17 protein-coding genes are annotated in these 14,438 nt (G+C 47.7%); 10 read left to right on the top strand and 7 right to left on the bottom strand.

What is annotated here, in order from left to right; translation table 11 throughout:
- Positions 1–1,389 (top strand): signal recognition particle protein, encoded by a 1,389-nt coding sequence (gene ffh / locus D0B88_RS12265; protein ID WP_007640704.1) that lies wholly within the window; start codon positions 1–3, stop codon positions 1,387–1,389.
- Between the two features lie 68 nt (positions 1,390–1,457).
- Here ffh and D0B88_RS12270 read toward each other — a convergent pair whose 3' ends face one another.
- Genes D0B88_RS12270 through D0B88_RS12280 form a run of 3 tightly spaced genes read right to left on the bottom strand, consistent with a single transcriptional unit; the run spans position 1,458 to position 2,563 of the window.
- A complete protein-coding gene (locus tag D0B88_RS12270; RefSeq protein ID WP_151057504.1) occupies positions 1,458–1,883 on the bottom strand; it encodes a secondary thiamine-phosphate synthase enzyme YjbQ in 426 nt (141 codons plus the stop codon).
- A gap of 22 nt (positions 1,884–1,905) precedes the next feature.
- On the bottom strand, positions 1,906–2,202 hold the full coding sequence (locus tag D0B88_RS12275) for a hypothetical protein (RefSeq protein WP_081489661.1): 297 nt from the start codon (positions 2,200–2,202) through the stop codon (positions 1,906–1,908).
- A 16-nt stretch (positions 2,203–2,218) separates the two neighbouring features.
- On the bottom strand, positions 2,219–2,563 hold the full coding sequence (locus D0B88_RS12280; RefSeq protein WP_007640829.1) for a HopJ type III effector protein: 345 nt from the start codon (positions 2,561–2,563) through the stop codon (positions 2,219–2,221).
- A 151-nt stretch (positions 2,564–2,714) separates the two neighbouring features.
- Here D0B88_RS12280 and D0B88_RS12285 point away from each other — a divergent pair, with 151 nt between their 5' ends.
- From D0B88_RS12285 to D0B88_RS12315, 7 genes are all read left to right on the top strand, one after another.
- The gene (locus D0B88_RS12285) at positions 2,715–4,412 is read left to right on the top strand and encodes an NAD-dependent malic enzyme (protein ID WP_151057506.1); all 1,698 of its coding nucleotides are present in this window, start codon (positions 2,715–2,717) and stop codon (positions 4,410–4,412) included.
- A gap of 400 nt (positions 4,413–4,812) precedes the next feature.
- The gene (locus D0B88_RS12290) at positions 4,813–5,175 is read left to right on the top strand and encodes an MmcQ/YjbR family DNA-binding protein (RefSeq protein WP_007640832.1); all 363 of its coding nucleotides are present in this window, start codon (positions 4,813–4,815) and stop codon (positions 5,173–5,175) included.
- A 95-nt stretch (positions 5,176–5,270) separates the two neighbouring features.
- Positions 5,271–5,795 carry a helix-turn-helix domain-containing protein gene (locus D0B88_RS19280; RefSeq protein WP_225318352.1) on the top strand — a complete coding sequence of 175 codons (525 nt, stop codon included), beginning with the start codon at positions 5,271–5,273 and terminating at the stop codon, positions 5,793–5,795.
- 114 nt (positions 5,796–5,909) lie between these two features.
- Positions 5,910–8,060: a fatty acid oxidation complex subunit alpha FadB gene (fadB, locus tag D0B88_RS12300; RefSeq protein ID WP_191966582.1), complete on the top strand. Its 2,151-nt coding sequence runs from the start codon at positions 5,910–5,912 to the stop codon at positions 8,058–8,060.
- 12 nt (positions 8,061–8,072) lie between these two features.
- Entirely contained in the window at positions 8,073–9,251 is a 1,179-nt protein-coding gene (gene fadA, locus D0B88_RS12305; protein ID WP_007640835.1) for an acetyl-CoA C-acyltransferase FadA, read from the top strand.
- 180 nt (positions 9,252–9,431) lie between these two features.
- Positions 9,432–10,850, top strand: a complete 1,419-nt coding sequence (locus D0B88_RS12310; RefSeq protein WP_151057510.1) for a hypothetical protein — start codon at positions 9,432–9,434, stop codon at positions 10,848–10,850.
- Positions 10,851–10,952: 102 nt separating this feature from the next.
- Positions 10,953–11,219, top strand: coding sequence for a hypothetical protein (locus tag D0B88_RS12315; protein ID WP_007640837.1), 267 nt, complete (start codon positions 10,953–10,955; stop codon positions 11,217–11,219).
- Between the two features lie 47 nt (positions 11,220–11,266).
- Here the strand turns inward: D0B88_RS12315 and D0B88_RS12320 are convergent, their stop codons facing one another.
- The 4 genes from D0B88_RS12320 to D0B88_RS12335 all read right to left on the bottom strand — a co-directional run bounded on the left by D0B88_RS12320 (position 11,267) and on the right by D0B88_RS12335 (position 13,601).
- Positions 11,267–11,674: a cell division inhibitor SulA gene (locus D0B88_RS12320; RefSeq protein ID WP_007640838.1), complete on the bottom strand. Its 408-nt coding sequence runs from the start codon at positions 11,672–11,674 to the stop codon at positions 11,267–11,269.
- Entirely contained in the window at positions 11,667–12,269 is a 603-nt protein-coding gene (gene lexA, locus D0B88_RS12325; protein ID WP_007640839.1) for a transcriptional repressor LexA, read from the bottom strand. The genes D0B88_RS12320 and lexA overlap by 8 nt, the downstream gene beginning before the upstream one ends.
- An 85-nt stretch (positions 12,270–12,354) precedes the next feature.
- Positions 12,355–12,711: a DUF2845 domain-containing protein gene (locus D0B88_RS12330; protein ID WP_007640840.1), complete on the bottom strand. Its 357-nt coding sequence runs from the start codon at positions 12,709–12,711 to the stop codon at positions 12,355–12,357.
- A gap of 59 nt (positions 12,712–12,770) precedes the next feature.
- Complete coding sequence (locus D0B88_RS12335; protein WP_151057512.1) at positions 12,771–13,601, bottom strand: SDR family oxidoreductase; 831 nt, start codon at positions 13,599–13,601, stop codon at positions 12,771–12,773.
- A gap of 142 nt (positions 13,602–13,743) precedes the next feature.
- On the opposite strand from D0B88_RS12335, the gene fliS reads away from it, so the two are divergent.
- Positions 13,744–14,130 (top strand): flagellar export chaperone FliS, encoded by a 387-nt coding sequence (gene fliS / locus D0B88_RS12340; RefSeq protein WP_040391661.1) that lies wholly within the window; start codon positions 13,744–13,746, stop codon positions 14,128–14,130.
- Positions 14,131–14,140: 10 nt separating this feature from the next.
- Positions 14,141–14,419 carry a hypothetical protein gene (locus D0B88_RS12345; RefSeq protein ID WP_225318353.1) on the top strand — a complete coding sequence of 93 codons (279 nt, stop codon included), beginning with the start codon at positions 14,141–14,143 and terminating at the stop codon, positions 14,417–14,419.
- Positions 14,420–14,438 lie beyond the last annotated feature (19 nt).

Consider the following 14,438-nt stretch of genomic DNA (forward strand, 5'->3'; position numbering starts at 1 on the left):
ATGTTTGAGAATCTAACCGACCGTTTATCCCACACGCTGCGCAGCATCACCGGCAAGGCGCGTCTCAGCGAAGACAATATCAAAGATGCCCTGCGCGATGTGCGCAAAGCGCTGCTCGAAGCAGACGTCGCACTGCCGGTAGTAAAGGCATTTATCGATCAGGTTCGCAGTCGGGCACTTGGCCAACAAATTAGCAAGGCACTTAATCCTGGACAGCAATTTATTAAGATTGTAGAGGCCGAGTTGATTGCTACCATGGGGCAGGCAAATGAATCCCTGAACCTCGCCCAGCAGCCACCCGCGGTCGTTTTGATGGCGGGTTTACAGGGGGCGGGTAAGACAACTTCGGTTGCCAAGCTGGCGCGCTTCCTGAAAGAGCGTGAAAAGAAAAAAGTATTAGTAGTGAGTGCTGACGTATATCGTCCCGCGGCTATCCAACAGTTACAGACATTGGCGGCAGAAGTGGGTGTCGAGTGTTACCCATCGACTGGGGAACAAAAGCCATTGGATATTGCACGCAATGCAATCGACCACGCGAAAAAGCAATTTTTTGATGTGTTGATTGTTGACACGGCCGGTCGTTTGCATATCGATGAAGACTTGATGACTGAAATCAAAGATCTTCACGCGGCTATCAACCCTATTGAAACACTGTTTGTTATCGATGCCATGATTGGCCAGGATGCGGTTAATACTGCAAAAGCGTTTAACGATGCGCTGCCTTTGACGGGTGTGATCCTGACCAAAGCCGACGGTGATGCTCGCGGCGGCGCAGCACTCTCTGTGCGCCACATTACCGGTAAACCCATTAAGTTTTTGGGCATGGGTGAAAAAGTTGATGCACTCGAACCATTTCATCCTGACCGTATTGCCTCGCGTATTTTAGGCATGGGTGATGTGCTCTCGCTCATTGAGCAAGCTGAGCGCACTATCGATAAAGAAAAGGCCGAAAAATTAATTAAGAAAGTTACCAAGGGTCAGAAATTTGATTTGGAGGATTTGCGCGATCAATTGCAGCAAATGCAAAACATGGGTGGTTTGACCTCCATGTTGGACAAGTTGCCGGGCTTAGGGAACGTAGCGCAAATGGCGCAGACCGCAAACATGGGCAAACAATTTAAAACCATGGAAGCCATTATTAACTCGATGACGCCGGAGGAGCGCCGCAACCCGGATGATTTAAGTGGTTCGCGCAAACGTCGCATTACCATGGGCTCCGGTACACAAATTCAGGACTTGAACCGTTTGTTAAAACAATACAAACAAATGGCGAAAATGATGGGCAAAATGAAAGGTGGTGGCATGCAGAAAATGATGCGTGGCATTGGCGGTATGATGCCAGGCGGGATGCCACCAGGCGGCGGCTTACCGCCAGGAATGCGCAAGTAATACCTATTTGCTGCACACGATTAGTTTTGAAAAGACCGCCGGTGGGCGGTTTTTTTATGGCAGATTGTTTAACGGGTTTCGCCGTGTAGTGTGAGTACCAGGTTGCGGTTGCCGCCATAATTGCGGTGCTCGCATAGGTAAACTCCCTGCCAAATTCCCATATTTAAGCGGCCATTAGTGATGGGAATATTCAAGCTCGCACCGAGCAAGCTGGCTTTGAGGTGAGCGGGCATGTCATCGCTACCCTCATCCCGGTGCAGATAATAGGGCTCATCTTCCGCTACAGCGCGATTAAAGAAGCTTTCGAAATCCTTACGCACCGTGGGGTCGGCATTTTCGTTAATGGTGAGCGATGCCGAAGTGTGTTTAATAAGAATATTCAACAGTCCAACCTTAACTTGTTTAAGCTCGGGTAACTGTTGAATGATTTCTTCCGTAATAAGATGAAATCCGCGCGCTCTCGCCTTGAGTTGATATTCTTTTTGCACCCACATGAGCTGATTTTTCTCTAATAAATTACGGGTTTGTTACTGGTTTGCATTCATCTGCGATGTAGCCTATGACAGCGGCATCTGCGCAGGCACTACAACCATTGCTGTAGGTTTTTTGTTCGCTTGAAGGGCAGGGTGTAGTAACACAGCGCACGCCGGTATCGCGAGTGGCACAAACTGGTCGATAGTCCATGGTGCATATCTGCGGACGTTGGTCGGGGCACTGAGTCAGTGTGTTGTGCGCTTCTGGTTTGGGCGTAGGTTGTTGGGAGCTGCAGGCGAAAAGTAAGCAGATGGCAATTAATACTGTGGCATTTTTCATCGTGCAGTCCTCGGTTTTATTTTGCGCTCAGCGCGGCCCCATCGAATTGAATACCTGACCACCCGGTTTGCATAAAATTACGGATATTCTGGTGGTCTGTCGCCTCGGGGTGTTGCAGTACATCTTTGCGATAGTAATCACCAAAACAGGCGAGTGTTTGGTTTTCTGAAAAATTGTGCATTTGGGCAAACGAGAAGATTTTACAAGAGCCTGAATTTTGACCCGCTTCATTCACCAGTTTGCCGTTGTTAAAACGCGTAGGTGTGAAGTGATAATGAGCGTCAATCGCAGCAATGGTTTCGCTAAACTCAATCGAATCCGGTGTGTTTTTAAGTGTTGCTAAAAATTGATCGAGGTTCATAACAATCTCTTATTTAACTAAGTTACTGGCGTAGTGAGGCCCGTATTCTACGCTGGCCTTCACCAAAATAATAATTGTTTGCCCCAGCTGGTTCTGGGGAATCAATTGCGCTATGGTTTGAAATATCTTTTCATAGGTTTTTGTGACTCTCATGACCAAGAAACGTCCTATTTATATTCCCTTTGCTGGCCCGGCTTTATTGGAAGCACCTTTGCTCAATAAAGGTAGTGCATTTACAGAACGTGAGCGTCAGCAATTCAATCTTGAAGGCTTGTTGCCTTATAACATCGAGACAATTGAGGAGCAGGAGGCGCGTGTTTATCAGCAGCTCTGCTCATTTGAGTCGCCTATCGATAAGCATATTTATTTGCGCAATATTCAGGACACCAATGAAACGGCTTATTTCCGTTTGGTGACCGATCATCTGACCGAAATAATGCCACTTATTTATACCCCGACGGTAGGCTTGGCCTGCCAGCAGTTTTCAAAAATTTATCGCCGGAAACGCGGATTGTTTATTTCGTACCCTGATCGCGCCCGTATTGATGACATGTTGCAAAACGCTACTAAGCAGAATGTAAAAGTGATCGTAGTGACTGATGGTGAGCGTATCTTGGGGCTAGGTGATCAGGGCATAGGAGGCATGGGTATTCCTATTGGTAAACTCGCCCTTTATACCGCCTGCGGCGGCATTAGTCCTGCTTATACATTACCTGTTACTTTGGATATTGGTACTAATAATGAAGCCCTGTTGAGCGACCCCATGTACATGGGGTGGCGCCATAAGCGCATCACGGGTGATGAGTATTACGAATTTGTTGATGAGTTTATTCAGGCCGTCAAAGTGCGTTGGCCAAATGTGCTACTGCAATTTGAGGATTTCGCGCAAGACCACGCCACACCCTTACTTAACCGTTATCGCGATCAACTCTGCTGCTTCAATGATGATATCCAAGGTACCGCTGCAGTTGCAGTTGGTACTTTGATGGCAGCTTGTCTGGCGAAAGGTGAACAGTTAAAAGATCAGCGAATTGTATTTGCGGGTGCTGGCTCCGCAGGTTGTGGTATCGCCGATCAAATAGTGAAACAAATGATGGCGGAAGGGGCAAGTCATGCAGAAGCCCGGAGTCGCATCTTCTTAATGAGTCGTGATGGGCTGTTGCAAACGAGTTCACCGGATTTGTTTGAATTCCAGCGCCCGTTCTGTACTCCTGACGAGGTAGTTGCTTCATGGCGTTCTGTGTCGTTAGGATCAGATGGGCGCTTAAGTTTGCTGGATGTTGTTACTAATGCGCGCCCGACAGTATTGATTGGTGTCTCAGGGCAGGCCGGTTTATTCACCAAAGCTATTGTGGAAGCAATGCAGGCTCACTGCGAGTATCCACTGATTTTGCCATTGTCTAATCCTACCTCCCAGGCGGAGGCACAACCGGTAGATTTACTGCGCTGGAGTGCGGGCAAGGCAATGGTTGCTACCGGTAGTCCTTTTGCTCCAGTTGACATGGGCGATAGGGTGATAGATATAGCCCAATGTAATAACAGCTATATATTCCCGGGTGTTGGTCTTGGAGTGATTGTCGCCAAAGCCACGCGAGTGACCGATAACATGATGATGGCGGCGAGTAGGGCGCTAGCCAGCGCATCACCACTGGCGAGCACTGGCACAGGTGCGCTACTACCTCTGCTAGATGATATTCGTGCCGTAAGTAAGTTAATTGCAAAGGCTGTGATTGTTCAGGCAATTGCTGATGGTGTAGCACTACCTATCCCAAGCGATTTAATTGATGAAAAAATCAATAAAAATTTCTGGGAGCCTGAGTATCGAGAGTATCGACGCACTTCATTCTAATGCGGCATTATGGTGCATTAGAGTTTTTTTCGAAGATCTGTTTCAACCACTTTTCGTATGAATAGCCTGATTTATTACATCTAATGGCAGAAGGACGCTAAAAAATGTTGAATTATGCGCCATATCGACTATCGTTTATTGAGCGCCTGATGCAAAATAGCCACAGGTGAAGGAGCGAGCCCTGATTTGGAGTGGTAATTGAAGTGTGATGTGCTTCACTTGTCTATAATCAACCTTAGTTGGGTGCGCGGATTTCTATGAAACCGTGCTTTGAATGTAACCGATGTAGGCGCAGGGCAGTATATATGAGCAGTCGCAAATAGCCGTAAGGCATCGAGTGCTCCTTAACCCAATTTATAGCTTTTAAATCGACCTGAGTTGTTCGATAAAGGACTAAAACATGGATTTTCTTTCTGCACAGAAGTATCTTTTAAACAAACACCAAGCCAAGGAAATGTTTCCCTCTGGCCCGGATATGGCCGTATATAAAGTCTGCCATAAAATGTTTGCGACCCTGACTGCTGAAGGTGGTGTACCACGTGTTAGTTTGAAGTGTGATCCCGATCTCGCCTTGCAACTGCGTGAGCAGTACCCTGCGGTTCGGCCTGGCTTCCAAATGAACAAAAAACATTGGAATACGGTGATTCTTGATGGCTCAGTACCGTCGGATCAAATCCAACGCATGATTGACCACTCTTATCAGTTAATTGTTGATAACCTACCTACACTTGAAAGAGAGCAACTGCTTGCTTCTAAAAAGTAGGTATCTAACGTGCGCCGGTTACTGACCGGTGCGGTAACTTGAGTTGCTTGACCTCTTTTTGCCTCTGCATCCCCTATTAGGACGAGTAGCCTGCTGTGAGCACTGATAGAAGTATTCCATCAGACGATTTTCAGGCATCACCCGATACGGGAGTGCGACTTAAATTATTGCGCGAGTTGGCTGGTATTTCGCAGCGCGAACTTGCCAAACGTGCGGGTATGACTAATAGCAGCATATCCACTATTGAGCAGGGACAGGTTAGCCCCAGTGTGCAGTCATTGGCTCGTATTCTGTCTGCTATCCCCATTACCCTTTCCGACTTTTTTTCCTTTTCGCACGAAAGTATCGCCTCTGAAACCTCCGGTACACAGATGCCTCGTGTTAAGCAACAAACCCTGGTATTACCCGCTCAGTCCAGTAGCGCCTTTTTGGTAGCTCCTGCAGAACTCTCCGGCGTTGTATTGAATGGTTCTCTCATGCTTATCTTGCCCCAAGGTAAACAAACCTTAATGCAGGGGCAGTCATTCTGTATTCCCGCCGGGCAACTCTTTCGTTTCAGCAATTTAACCCCAGAGGAACTGCGGTTCTATATCTGTTCGTTTTTTGAACTGTCAATTTAAAAAGATCTTCTTTTGTGCGTTTGTTGTCAGCCTTTTGCGCTGCTCTAGGGCAAGTCCCGTTCATGCTGCTACACTCAAACTCAGATTTTCCCTCCCTAGATAAAAGAGAGATTCATTATGTTTCAAGGAAAAGCCCTCAAGGTTTCCCTTTTGCCCGATGGCATTGCGGAATTGACCTTTGATCTGCAAGGCGAGTCAGTCAATAAATTTAATTTGCTCGCCGTTGCTGAACTTCAACAAGTGCTAGATCTGCTGGAAAAGGCCGTTGATGTTAAAGGCCTGCTGATAACCAGTGCCAAAGATGTCTTTATTGTTGGTGCGGATATCACCGAATTTGGCGCCGTGTTTGCGTCGGGGCCTGATCAGGTTATCGGTCATCTTGCAGCAAATAATCGCAATTTTTGCCGTTTGGAGGATTTACCCTTCCCAAGTGTTGTCGCAATCAATGGTTTTGCATTGGGGGGCGGGTTGGAGTTTTGTTTATCCTGTGATTACCGAATTGCCAATACCGCTGCCAAAGTAGGCTTGCCGGAAACCAAGCTGGGCATTATCCCTGGTTGGGGTGGCACGGTGCGTTTGCCACGTGTTGCAGGGTTGGATACCGCGGTTGAGTGGATCGCCGCGGGTAAAGAAAATGATGCGGCAACGGCCTTAACAGCAAGGGTGATTGATGCTGTGGTCGAGCCAGAAAAGTTGCGCGATGCGGCGCTCAATTGTCTGCAGCAATGCATGGCCGGTGTATTTGATTACAAAGCTCGCCGTACCCAGAAAAAGTCACCGCTGCAATTGAATTTTATTGAATCAATGATGGCTTTCGAGACCTCAAAAGCATTTGTTGGCGCACAAGCCGGGCGCAACTATCCTGCGCCGGTCACCGCGATTAAATGTATGCAAAAAGCTGCGGATAAAGGCCGCGATGAGGCATTGCAAATCGAGGCAGAAGGGTTTGCCAAAATGGCTTTAACCCCCGTAGCGCAATCCTTGGTGGGTATTTTTATCAATGAGCAGTTGCTCAGCAAGAAGGCCAAAAGCTGGGAGAAAAAAGCTGATAAAAAAATCGGCCGTGCAGCGGTTTTGGGGGCGGGGATTATGGGCGGTGGTATTGCCTACCAATCAGCGCTGAAAGGCGTGCCTATTAAAATGAAAGACATCGCCCAAAAGGGTATTGATCTTGGTTTGTCGGAGGCGAATAAATTACTGAGCAAGCGTGTGGAGCGTAAAAAGCTCACTGCTGCTGAAATGGGCGATGTGTTAAACCGCATTGAACCTGCATTAACCTATGACGGGTTTGATCAAATTGATATTGTGGTTGAGGCCGTTGTAGAAAACCCGAAAGTGAAAAAAGCAGTGTTAGCCGAAGCGGAAAGTAAAGTAGGGGTCGACACCGTTATTGCTTCTAATACCTCGACCATTTCCATTACCTACCTTGCTGAAGGTTTGGCGCGGCCGGAAAATTTCTGCGGTATGCATTTTTTCAACCCTGTGCACATGATGCCGCTGGTTGAAGTTATTCGCGGCGCGAAAACCTCCGACAACGCTATCGCGCGTACGGTTGCCTATGCCAATGCCATGGGTAAAAAGCCTATTGTGGTTAAAGATTGCCCCGGTTTTTTAGTTAATCGCGTGTTGTTCCCTTATCTGGCCGGTTTTGCGATGTTGGTGCGGGATGGTGTGGATTTTCAGCGCATCGACAAATTAATGGAAACCTGGGGTTGGCCGATGGGCCCTGCGTATTTGCTCGACGTTGTTGGAATAGATACTGCTGTTCACGCCGAAAAGGTAATGGCTGATGGTTTTCCTGACCGTATGCAGCGTGATTTTACCTCTTGCACTGATGCACTATTTGCAGCTGGTCGCCTCGGTCAAAAATCAGAAAAGGGTTTTTATAACTACGCGCTCGACAAAAAAGGTAAGCCGGCGAAAGTAGCTGCACCTGAAGTGTCGGATATTCTGAAGTCAGGTATTCAAAGTTCTATGGAGATTAGTGACGAAGATATTATCGCGCGCATGATGATTCCGATGGCAACTGAGCTTACCCGCTGCTTGGATGAAGGCATTGTGGAAACGGCGGCTGAGGCCGATATGGCGTTGGTTTATGGCACAGGTTTCCCGCCTTTCCGCGGTGGCGTATTCCGTTGGATTGATTCCATTGGCGCCCAGACATTCTGTGATATGGCGGCAAAATTCAGTGCGCTCGGTGCGCTTTATCAAGCACCGGATAGCCTTAAAGCCAAAGCGGCCAACAACCAAAAATTTTACGGCTAAGGAGTCAGAATAATGAGCTTACAACCACGCGATGCCGTTATCGTCGATTACGCACGTAGCGCTATGGGGCGCTCCAAAAATGGCTGCTTCCGCAATGTGCGCGCTGACGATATTTCCGCGGCAATCATTAAAGGGTTGCTTGCGCGCAACCCACAGCTGGACCCCAATACTATTGATGATTTGCTTTGGGGTTGTGTTATGCAGCGCGAAGAGCAAGCATTTAACGTAGCCCGCAATATTTTGTTATTGGCCGGATTGCCGCACACAATTCCAGCACAAACTATCAATCGCTTGTGCGGTTCTTCTATGTCAGCGTTGCACACCGCCACAGTCAATATCCGTGCTGGCCAAGGTGATGTGTATTTAATCGGTGGTGTTGAACACATGGGGCATTTGCCCATGTATGAATCGGTCAGTATTAACCCCTTATTGGGTTTGTCGGTTGCGAAAGCGGCGGGCAATATGGGGATGACAGCGGAATACCTGGCGTTGTTGCACGGCATCAACCGCCAGCAAATGGACGAATTTGGTGTGCGTTCCCATCTGTTGGCTGCTAAGGCCCGTGACCAAGGCAAATTTGATCGCGAGATTATTGCGGTTAACGGTCACAATGCCGATGGTTTTTTGATGGCGGTGAATCAGGATGAAACCATTCGCCCTGACACCACTTATGAAGCGCTAGCCAAATTACCGCCGGTTTTTGACCCTAAAAATGGTCAGGTCACAGCAGGTACATCTTCACAAATGAGTGATGGTGCATCAGTCATGCTGGTCATGTCTGCCGAGCGCGCCAAATCGCTCGGACTCAAACCTATCGCAAAAGTTGTCTCTATGGGGCTTGCCGGGGTTGATCCGTCAATTATGGGTTACGGCCCTGTACCATCCACCGAAAAGGCATTGAAAGCGGTCAATCTGACCATTGATGATATTGATGCAGTAGAGTTGAACGAGGCTTTTGCTGCCCAGGCATTGCCGGTGTTGAAGGATCTCAAGTTGCTCGACGCTATGAACGACAAGGTAAATTTACACGGTGGCGCGATTGCTTTGGGGCACCCCTTTGGTTGCTCCGGTACTCGTATCACCGGGTCATTGCTGACGGTAATGCAAGATCGTGATTTAACCATGGGTGTTTCTACCATGTGTATTGGTTTGGGGCAGGGCATTACTACGGTGTTGGAACGACTCAACTAATCACAGAGTCTGTATTCAGGTTGCTTTGGTGCCAAGGCAATCTTGATATCCAAAGGTTGGCTTAATGCCGGCCTTTTTTATATGTACACAAATGTAATCCCTATTGTTTTGCCAGCAAGAAATTACATCGCTCTGATAAACTAGATTCTATTTTTCGATTAACCCATCAAAGAGACAGGTTTGATTCTTCTTACTCTGGATAAAAATACAACACCGGACAGGTGTTTGGCCCAGCGCATAAAGTCGTGGCAGGACTCTGCAGATAAAACCAGCGTTGATGTATTTGCTGTGCGTTTTGTCCATCATGCAAATTACCTTGCCGGGCAACCGCAACAGGATTTGCTCGCGTTTATTTCGATCTCGTTGCCAAATCACCAGTCGGTTATTCCCGACGTCAGTATCAGTATCTTTCCTTGCTCCAGTGATCGTCTTCATGAAGTGGAATTGGTGCCTGCCAATGTTGAGTCAATGGTTCGTTATTGTCGCGAGCAGGGTTTCCCGCTAGTTCGGATCTCGTCCCCCCTATTATTGGAGCCGGTTTATATCCCCAAGCCTTGGGGGCAAGAAATTTGGTATACCGGTATTGAAACGCGCGGGCAGGCCCGAGTGATAGGGGATGGGGGGAGCTTACCTTTACCCTGGGTGATGGAGTTCTTGCGCGATCAACTGGCAATGACCGTTGCCGAGCAACTGATTCTTCTCAAAGTCCTCGATCCACTTGCGGATGAACGCTATGGCGATCTGTATTTTGAGTTGCACGAGCAGAAGCAGGAAGTTTACGTCGTTACTCATGTTGATAAGTGTGCATGGCCAGATGGGCGTGGCGCCATTCAACTTGGCTTTGATCCTGCCATGCGAGCGCAGTATCTGACATGGAGTGCATTTAAAGACGCATATCGTAAAGCGGTTAAGGACTATGAAAAAACACGGCGAGCAATTGATGCAGTACTCGATCAAAAAAAGCAGGAGCTGGGTATCGCATTGGATCAACCAGTTGCTGTAGATCAATTAAAGTTATGGGTTAAACAACTCTCGCAAGATGTTGAATATAAAGATTTAGTTGTTCGTGAGCAGGATTTGAAAGATGCGATGGATCGTTTTATTGCACATCTACCGCTCTCGATTGGCGATGTGGTTGCTGTACCAAGATTGGTACCGCATGCACTTCAGCACGGTGTGCGGGTCGTAGAATTCCAGACGCCGGTTTATGAGCGAAAGATTCTTAGTTTCGGCCAGAAGGTTCTCACTCAGCAGCATTGGGATACGGATGAGGCCTTGAGTCTGGTCGATATCAATGCTGAGCATTTGCTTCCGCCGGTCATAGTTTATGAGAGCGACGATATTCAGATTCAGCGCATCGTTAACTTCGATGAATTTGAAGTACGCCGGATTGCCTTGAATGGTATTCATCACTTTGATGTTGAGCGCTATTGCTTGTTAATGGTGTTGGAAGGAGAGGTAATTATTGGTGATGATGCCGCTGCTGCCACATTGGCTAGCGGTGATGTGGCACTAATTCCTGCTAATACCCATGCTGGCCACAGGCTTAAAAGTTCTGCCGGTTGCTTGTTATTGCAGGCAATCCCTCGCGTGGGTTGATATTTTTCAAGTGCAACGATTGATAAATAGCTGGTAAATAGGCTTCCATAACATTGGGTGTTAGAATGCGCGCCCTTTTCTTGCGTCAATAACGGGAATCCTATGTCTTCCTTTTATGAAATTGTTGAGCTGACGAATGGCGATGTTGCCTTGCAACGCGCAGATAGCGAAACTAATGAGCCCTTGGTAACAATTCGTTTTTCGCAGGAATCTCTGGCATTTCTGGGAGAGGAAAAGTTCATGGTCGCCAAAGCGATGATTGAAGCGGGAATGGATGTAGCAGGGGAAATTGCAGATCAGCAGGCAGAAGCCCAATTGGATGATAATTTTAGTGAATTATCCGAGCTGGAAAAAATGATGCTGCATTGATTAAGCGAGGTTGTTATCGTCCTTGATCTCCATTATTCAACTTGAATTTATCTAACACGTAGCAGCAGCCCCTGACATTGACCTTTTGCTGCTGCCGTCTCCAGCTGCGACAGCTCCTTATCACTTAATTTCCCAGGACTGGATATAACCGTGTGGCTGTTGCCAGCAGACAGTGCCTCCCAGGTTATCCATAACAGAGCTTGTGGATCTTGCGCATGAATAACGCGGATAAAGCGAGTATTTACGCCGTAGGATTCAAGCAAATCCCTACTGATATTGTGCGGTGCGATCCAGGTAATCCAGCGGTCACTGGCGCTATTGCTTAAAAACGCAATCATGGGCAAGAGCAGGGCGAGCTGTTCTGGCGAGTCGCTGGTTAATACCAGCTCGGTGACACCGCTGGCAGTTTTCTGGTTGGGGGTATGTTGGGGTATAACACGAGCGATATTAGTCACGGCGAATTACTCCTACGCTTAAACCTTCAATACTGAATTCCTGGTCGCGGGTATCAACCAGAATGACATCGAAATCGGGGTTCTCTGGCCATAACTCAACTTGTGCGCGGTTACCTGCACGCTTGAATCGTTTTACTGTGACTTCTTCACCAATACGGGCGACAACGATTTGGCCATTGCGTGCCTGATCAGTTTTATGTACTGCGAGTAAGTCACCATCAAGAATGCCGGCATCTTTCATGCTCATGCCATGCACTCGCAGAAAGAAGTCAGCGCTGGGCGAAAAGAAGCTGGTGGGAATGTTGCAGTAATCTTCAATATGTTCTTGTGCAAGGATCGGGTTGCCTGCAGCAACTCGTCCGATAATAGGAATGCCCGCTTGCAATTCAGGTAATTTAATACCGCGCGATGCGCCGGGGATAATTTCGATTGCCCCTTTGCGAGCAAGCGCTTTGATATGTTCTTCGGCAGCATTTGCTGACTTAAAACCTAAGATACGTGCGATTTCGGCGCGGGTAGGTGGATAACCGGTTTCATCCGCATAACTGCGGATCAATTGCAGTACCTGTTCCTGTCGGGGCGTTAAGTCAAACATAGTGCACTCCTGGGTCTGTTTATCTGTACAGTGTCTGTGATTATATACAGTAAATCAGCTTGTGCAATAGTTTTTCAAACTGCTGTTATTTCACCCTGTTGCCATAGCGAATGTTGCGCAATTCGCCCTGAGTAAAATACAGATGGGTCATAAATTTGCCTTTGCCTGGGTTGTAGGTCCAGATCTCGACTTCCGTGCAGGTTTGAATGGCGACATTGTTTTGAATGTTGTTGTTGCCGTTTTGAACACCTTGTGGAGTGGTGATTGCGGCGGAGGGCTCGCAGTAGCTATCGGTCATCAGTGGCTCACCACACAGTTCGATAATATCCGCTTTTGTATCGCCCGCACTGGCGAGTTGACCATTGCAGCGAAGGGAATCGGCATTCGCGGTGGTTGCTAGTAAAGCGGTGCATAAAATGAATGGAGCGGTATATTTGGCCATCGTTTTTCCCCCGTTATAGATATTGTTAATTTAATTCTCATGACTGAATCGAAAATGAATTAACTGCCTATTTTGAGCAGAAGTTTATCTAGCAAACGATTAGGTAGAATTCGCTTCATTACACCAACGAGGTAAGTGGGGAAGGTGACGTAATAACGTGCTTGTGGACGAGGTGACTCGAGGGCATGTTTAAGCCGTTTAATAACAGCCGCTGGTTCCAGGGTGAAGGGGGTGTTGGTTTCTGCTTTGCCCAGGCGATTGATTGCCTTTGCGTAAATATCCCGGTGGCGGCTTTGTTCGGTGTCGATGTTTTCCAGTAGTGCAGTGAGAGCATTTTTACGAAATTCGCTGCGTATCGGTCCCGGTTCAATCAGTGAAACAAATACCCCGGTGCCGGCTAATTCAAGGCGCAATGTATCGCTAATACCTTCAATTGCATATTTGCTCGCGTTATATGCCCCGCGTAACGGCATGGCGGAAATGCCCAGAATCGATGAGTTCTGAATGATTCGTCCATAACCCTGCTTGATCATGACCGGCAGTATTAAACGCGTTAACTCACACCAACCAAAAAAGTTGGTATCAAATTGTTTGCGTAATGCATCAATAGGTAAGTCCTCTATCGCTCCCGGCTGCCCATAGGCGCCGTTGTTAAAGAGTGCATAAATTTCTCCGTCGGTAAGTGCCATTAATTCTTTAAAGGCTGTTTGGATTGAACCTGAATCGCTCAAGTCCAACTGCAGGCATTCAAAGCCTTCAGCGGTGAGCCGTGCTACATCGGTAATCTTGCGGCAGCTGGCGATAACCCGGTAGCCCGCAATTCGTAGCGCCTGGGCGGCTTCATAACCTATACCCGTTGAGGCACCGGTGATCAGAATAGTTTTTTGCATGAGCGTCACTTTTTGTTAAAGGTTTTTGCGATATAGCCGCTAGCTTATAAGACCAGCGAATGTTCTGGTCGCGACTGTTCAGGCGCTGTTTAGGGCCGCAGCATTCCGCTCCTTGTTGAGCCGCAACAATCAATGGTGATGTATGAATTCCTATTCTGCCGTAAATAGCTATGCCAGCGTTAAAGTTCATTCCGGTGTTGAATCTGCTTCTCCCCATCGTCTCATCCAGATGTTATTTGAAGGTGCTCTGGAGCGTATTGCGCAAGCAAAAGGTGCTATTGCGCAAAAACAATTTGCGCGCAAAGGTGAGTTAATCAGCAAAGCGGCGGCAATAGTAGGGGGCTTGCAGGGCAGTTTGAATGACAATGAAGGCGGCGCGTTAGCGGCAAATTTAGATAGCCTTTACGATTACATTATCCGTCGGTTAACCCAGGCAAATTACGAAAACAGCATTGATCAACTGGATGAATGTGCGCGCTTGCTTGGGGAGATTAAATCTGCCTGGGATGCAATTGGCAAAGACGTTTAAGGAGTCTGCGATGACGCTACGATTAGTACCTGAGCCAGATTACACCGGTGAGGCCGGGATAATGGCCATGCGCTCACTGCAGCAGGCGTTAACTGTCGCCTTGCAGCAAGAAGATTGGGAGCGCATTCGTCATTTGGATCGTGTTTGCGTTGTATTAATAGACAGGGTGATTGCCGCTAATCGTAATGACAAATCAACATTGATTCGCGCCCTGAGTGAATTGAAAGGTGTTTATGCCGGTTTGATCGCTCAATGCCAGCAGGAAGTAACCTTGCTGCATGCGACTTAATCGCAAAGTCACGCAAACA

The sequence above is a fragment of the Cellvibrio sp. KY-YJ-3 genome, from assembly GCF_008806955.1.
Taxonomy (GTDB): Bacteria; Pseudomonadota; Gammaproteobacteria; order Pseudomonadales; family Cellvibrionaceae; genus Cellvibrio.

Bases quoted from the DNA above. Each gene is read 5' to 3' on its own strand.
- ffh (WP_007640704.1), top strand. From the start codon at position 1: ATGTTTGAGAATCTAACCGACCGTTTATCCCACACGCTGCGCAGCATC.
- D0B88_RS12270 (WP_151057504.1), bottom strand. From the start codon at position 1,883: ATGTGGGTGCAAAAAGAATATCAACTCAAGGCGAGAGCGCGCGGATTT.
- D0B88_RS12275 (WP_081489661.1), bottom strand. From the start codon at position 2,202: ATGAAAAATGCCACAGTATTAATTGCCATCTGCTTACTTTTCGCCTGC.
- D0B88_RS12280 (WP_007640829.1), bottom strand. From the start codon at position 2,563: ATGAACCTCGATCAATTTTTAGCAACACTTAAAAACACACCGGATTCG.
- D0B88_RS12285 (WP_151057506.1), top strand. From the start codon at position 2,715: ATGACCAAGAAACGTCCTATTTATATTCCCTTTGCTGGCCCGGCTTTA.
- D0B88_RS12290 (WP_007640832.1), top strand. From the start codon at position 4,813: ATGGATTTTCTTTCTGCACAGAAGTATCTTTTAAACAAACACCAAGCC.
- fadA (WP_007640835.1), top strand. From the start codon at position 8,073: ATGAGCTTACAACCACGCGATGCCGTTATCGTCGATTACGCACGTAGC.
- D0B88_RS12315 (WP_007640837.1), top strand. From the start codon at position 10,953: ATGTCTTCCTTTTATGAAATTGTTGAGCTGACGAATGGCGATGTTGCC.
- lexA (WP_007640839.1), bottom strand. From the start codon at position 12,269: ATGTTTGACTTAACGCCCCGACAGGAACAGGTACTGCAATTGATCCGC.
- D0B88_RS12330 (WP_007640840.1), bottom strand. From the start codon at position 12,711: ATGGCCAAATATACCGCTCCATTCATTTTATGCACCGCTTTACTAGCA.
- D0B88_RS12335 (WP_151057512.1), bottom strand. From the start codon at position 13,601: ATGCAAAAAACTATTCTGATCACCGGTGCCTCAACGGGTATAGGTTAT.
- fliS (WP_040391661.1), top strand. From the start codon at position 13,744: ATGAATTCCTATTCTGCCGTAAATAGCTATGCCAGCGTTAAAGTTCAT.
- D0B88_RS12345 (WP_225318353.1), top strand. From the start codon at position 14,141: ATGACGCTACGATTAGTACCTGAGCCAGATTACACCGGTGAGGCCGGG.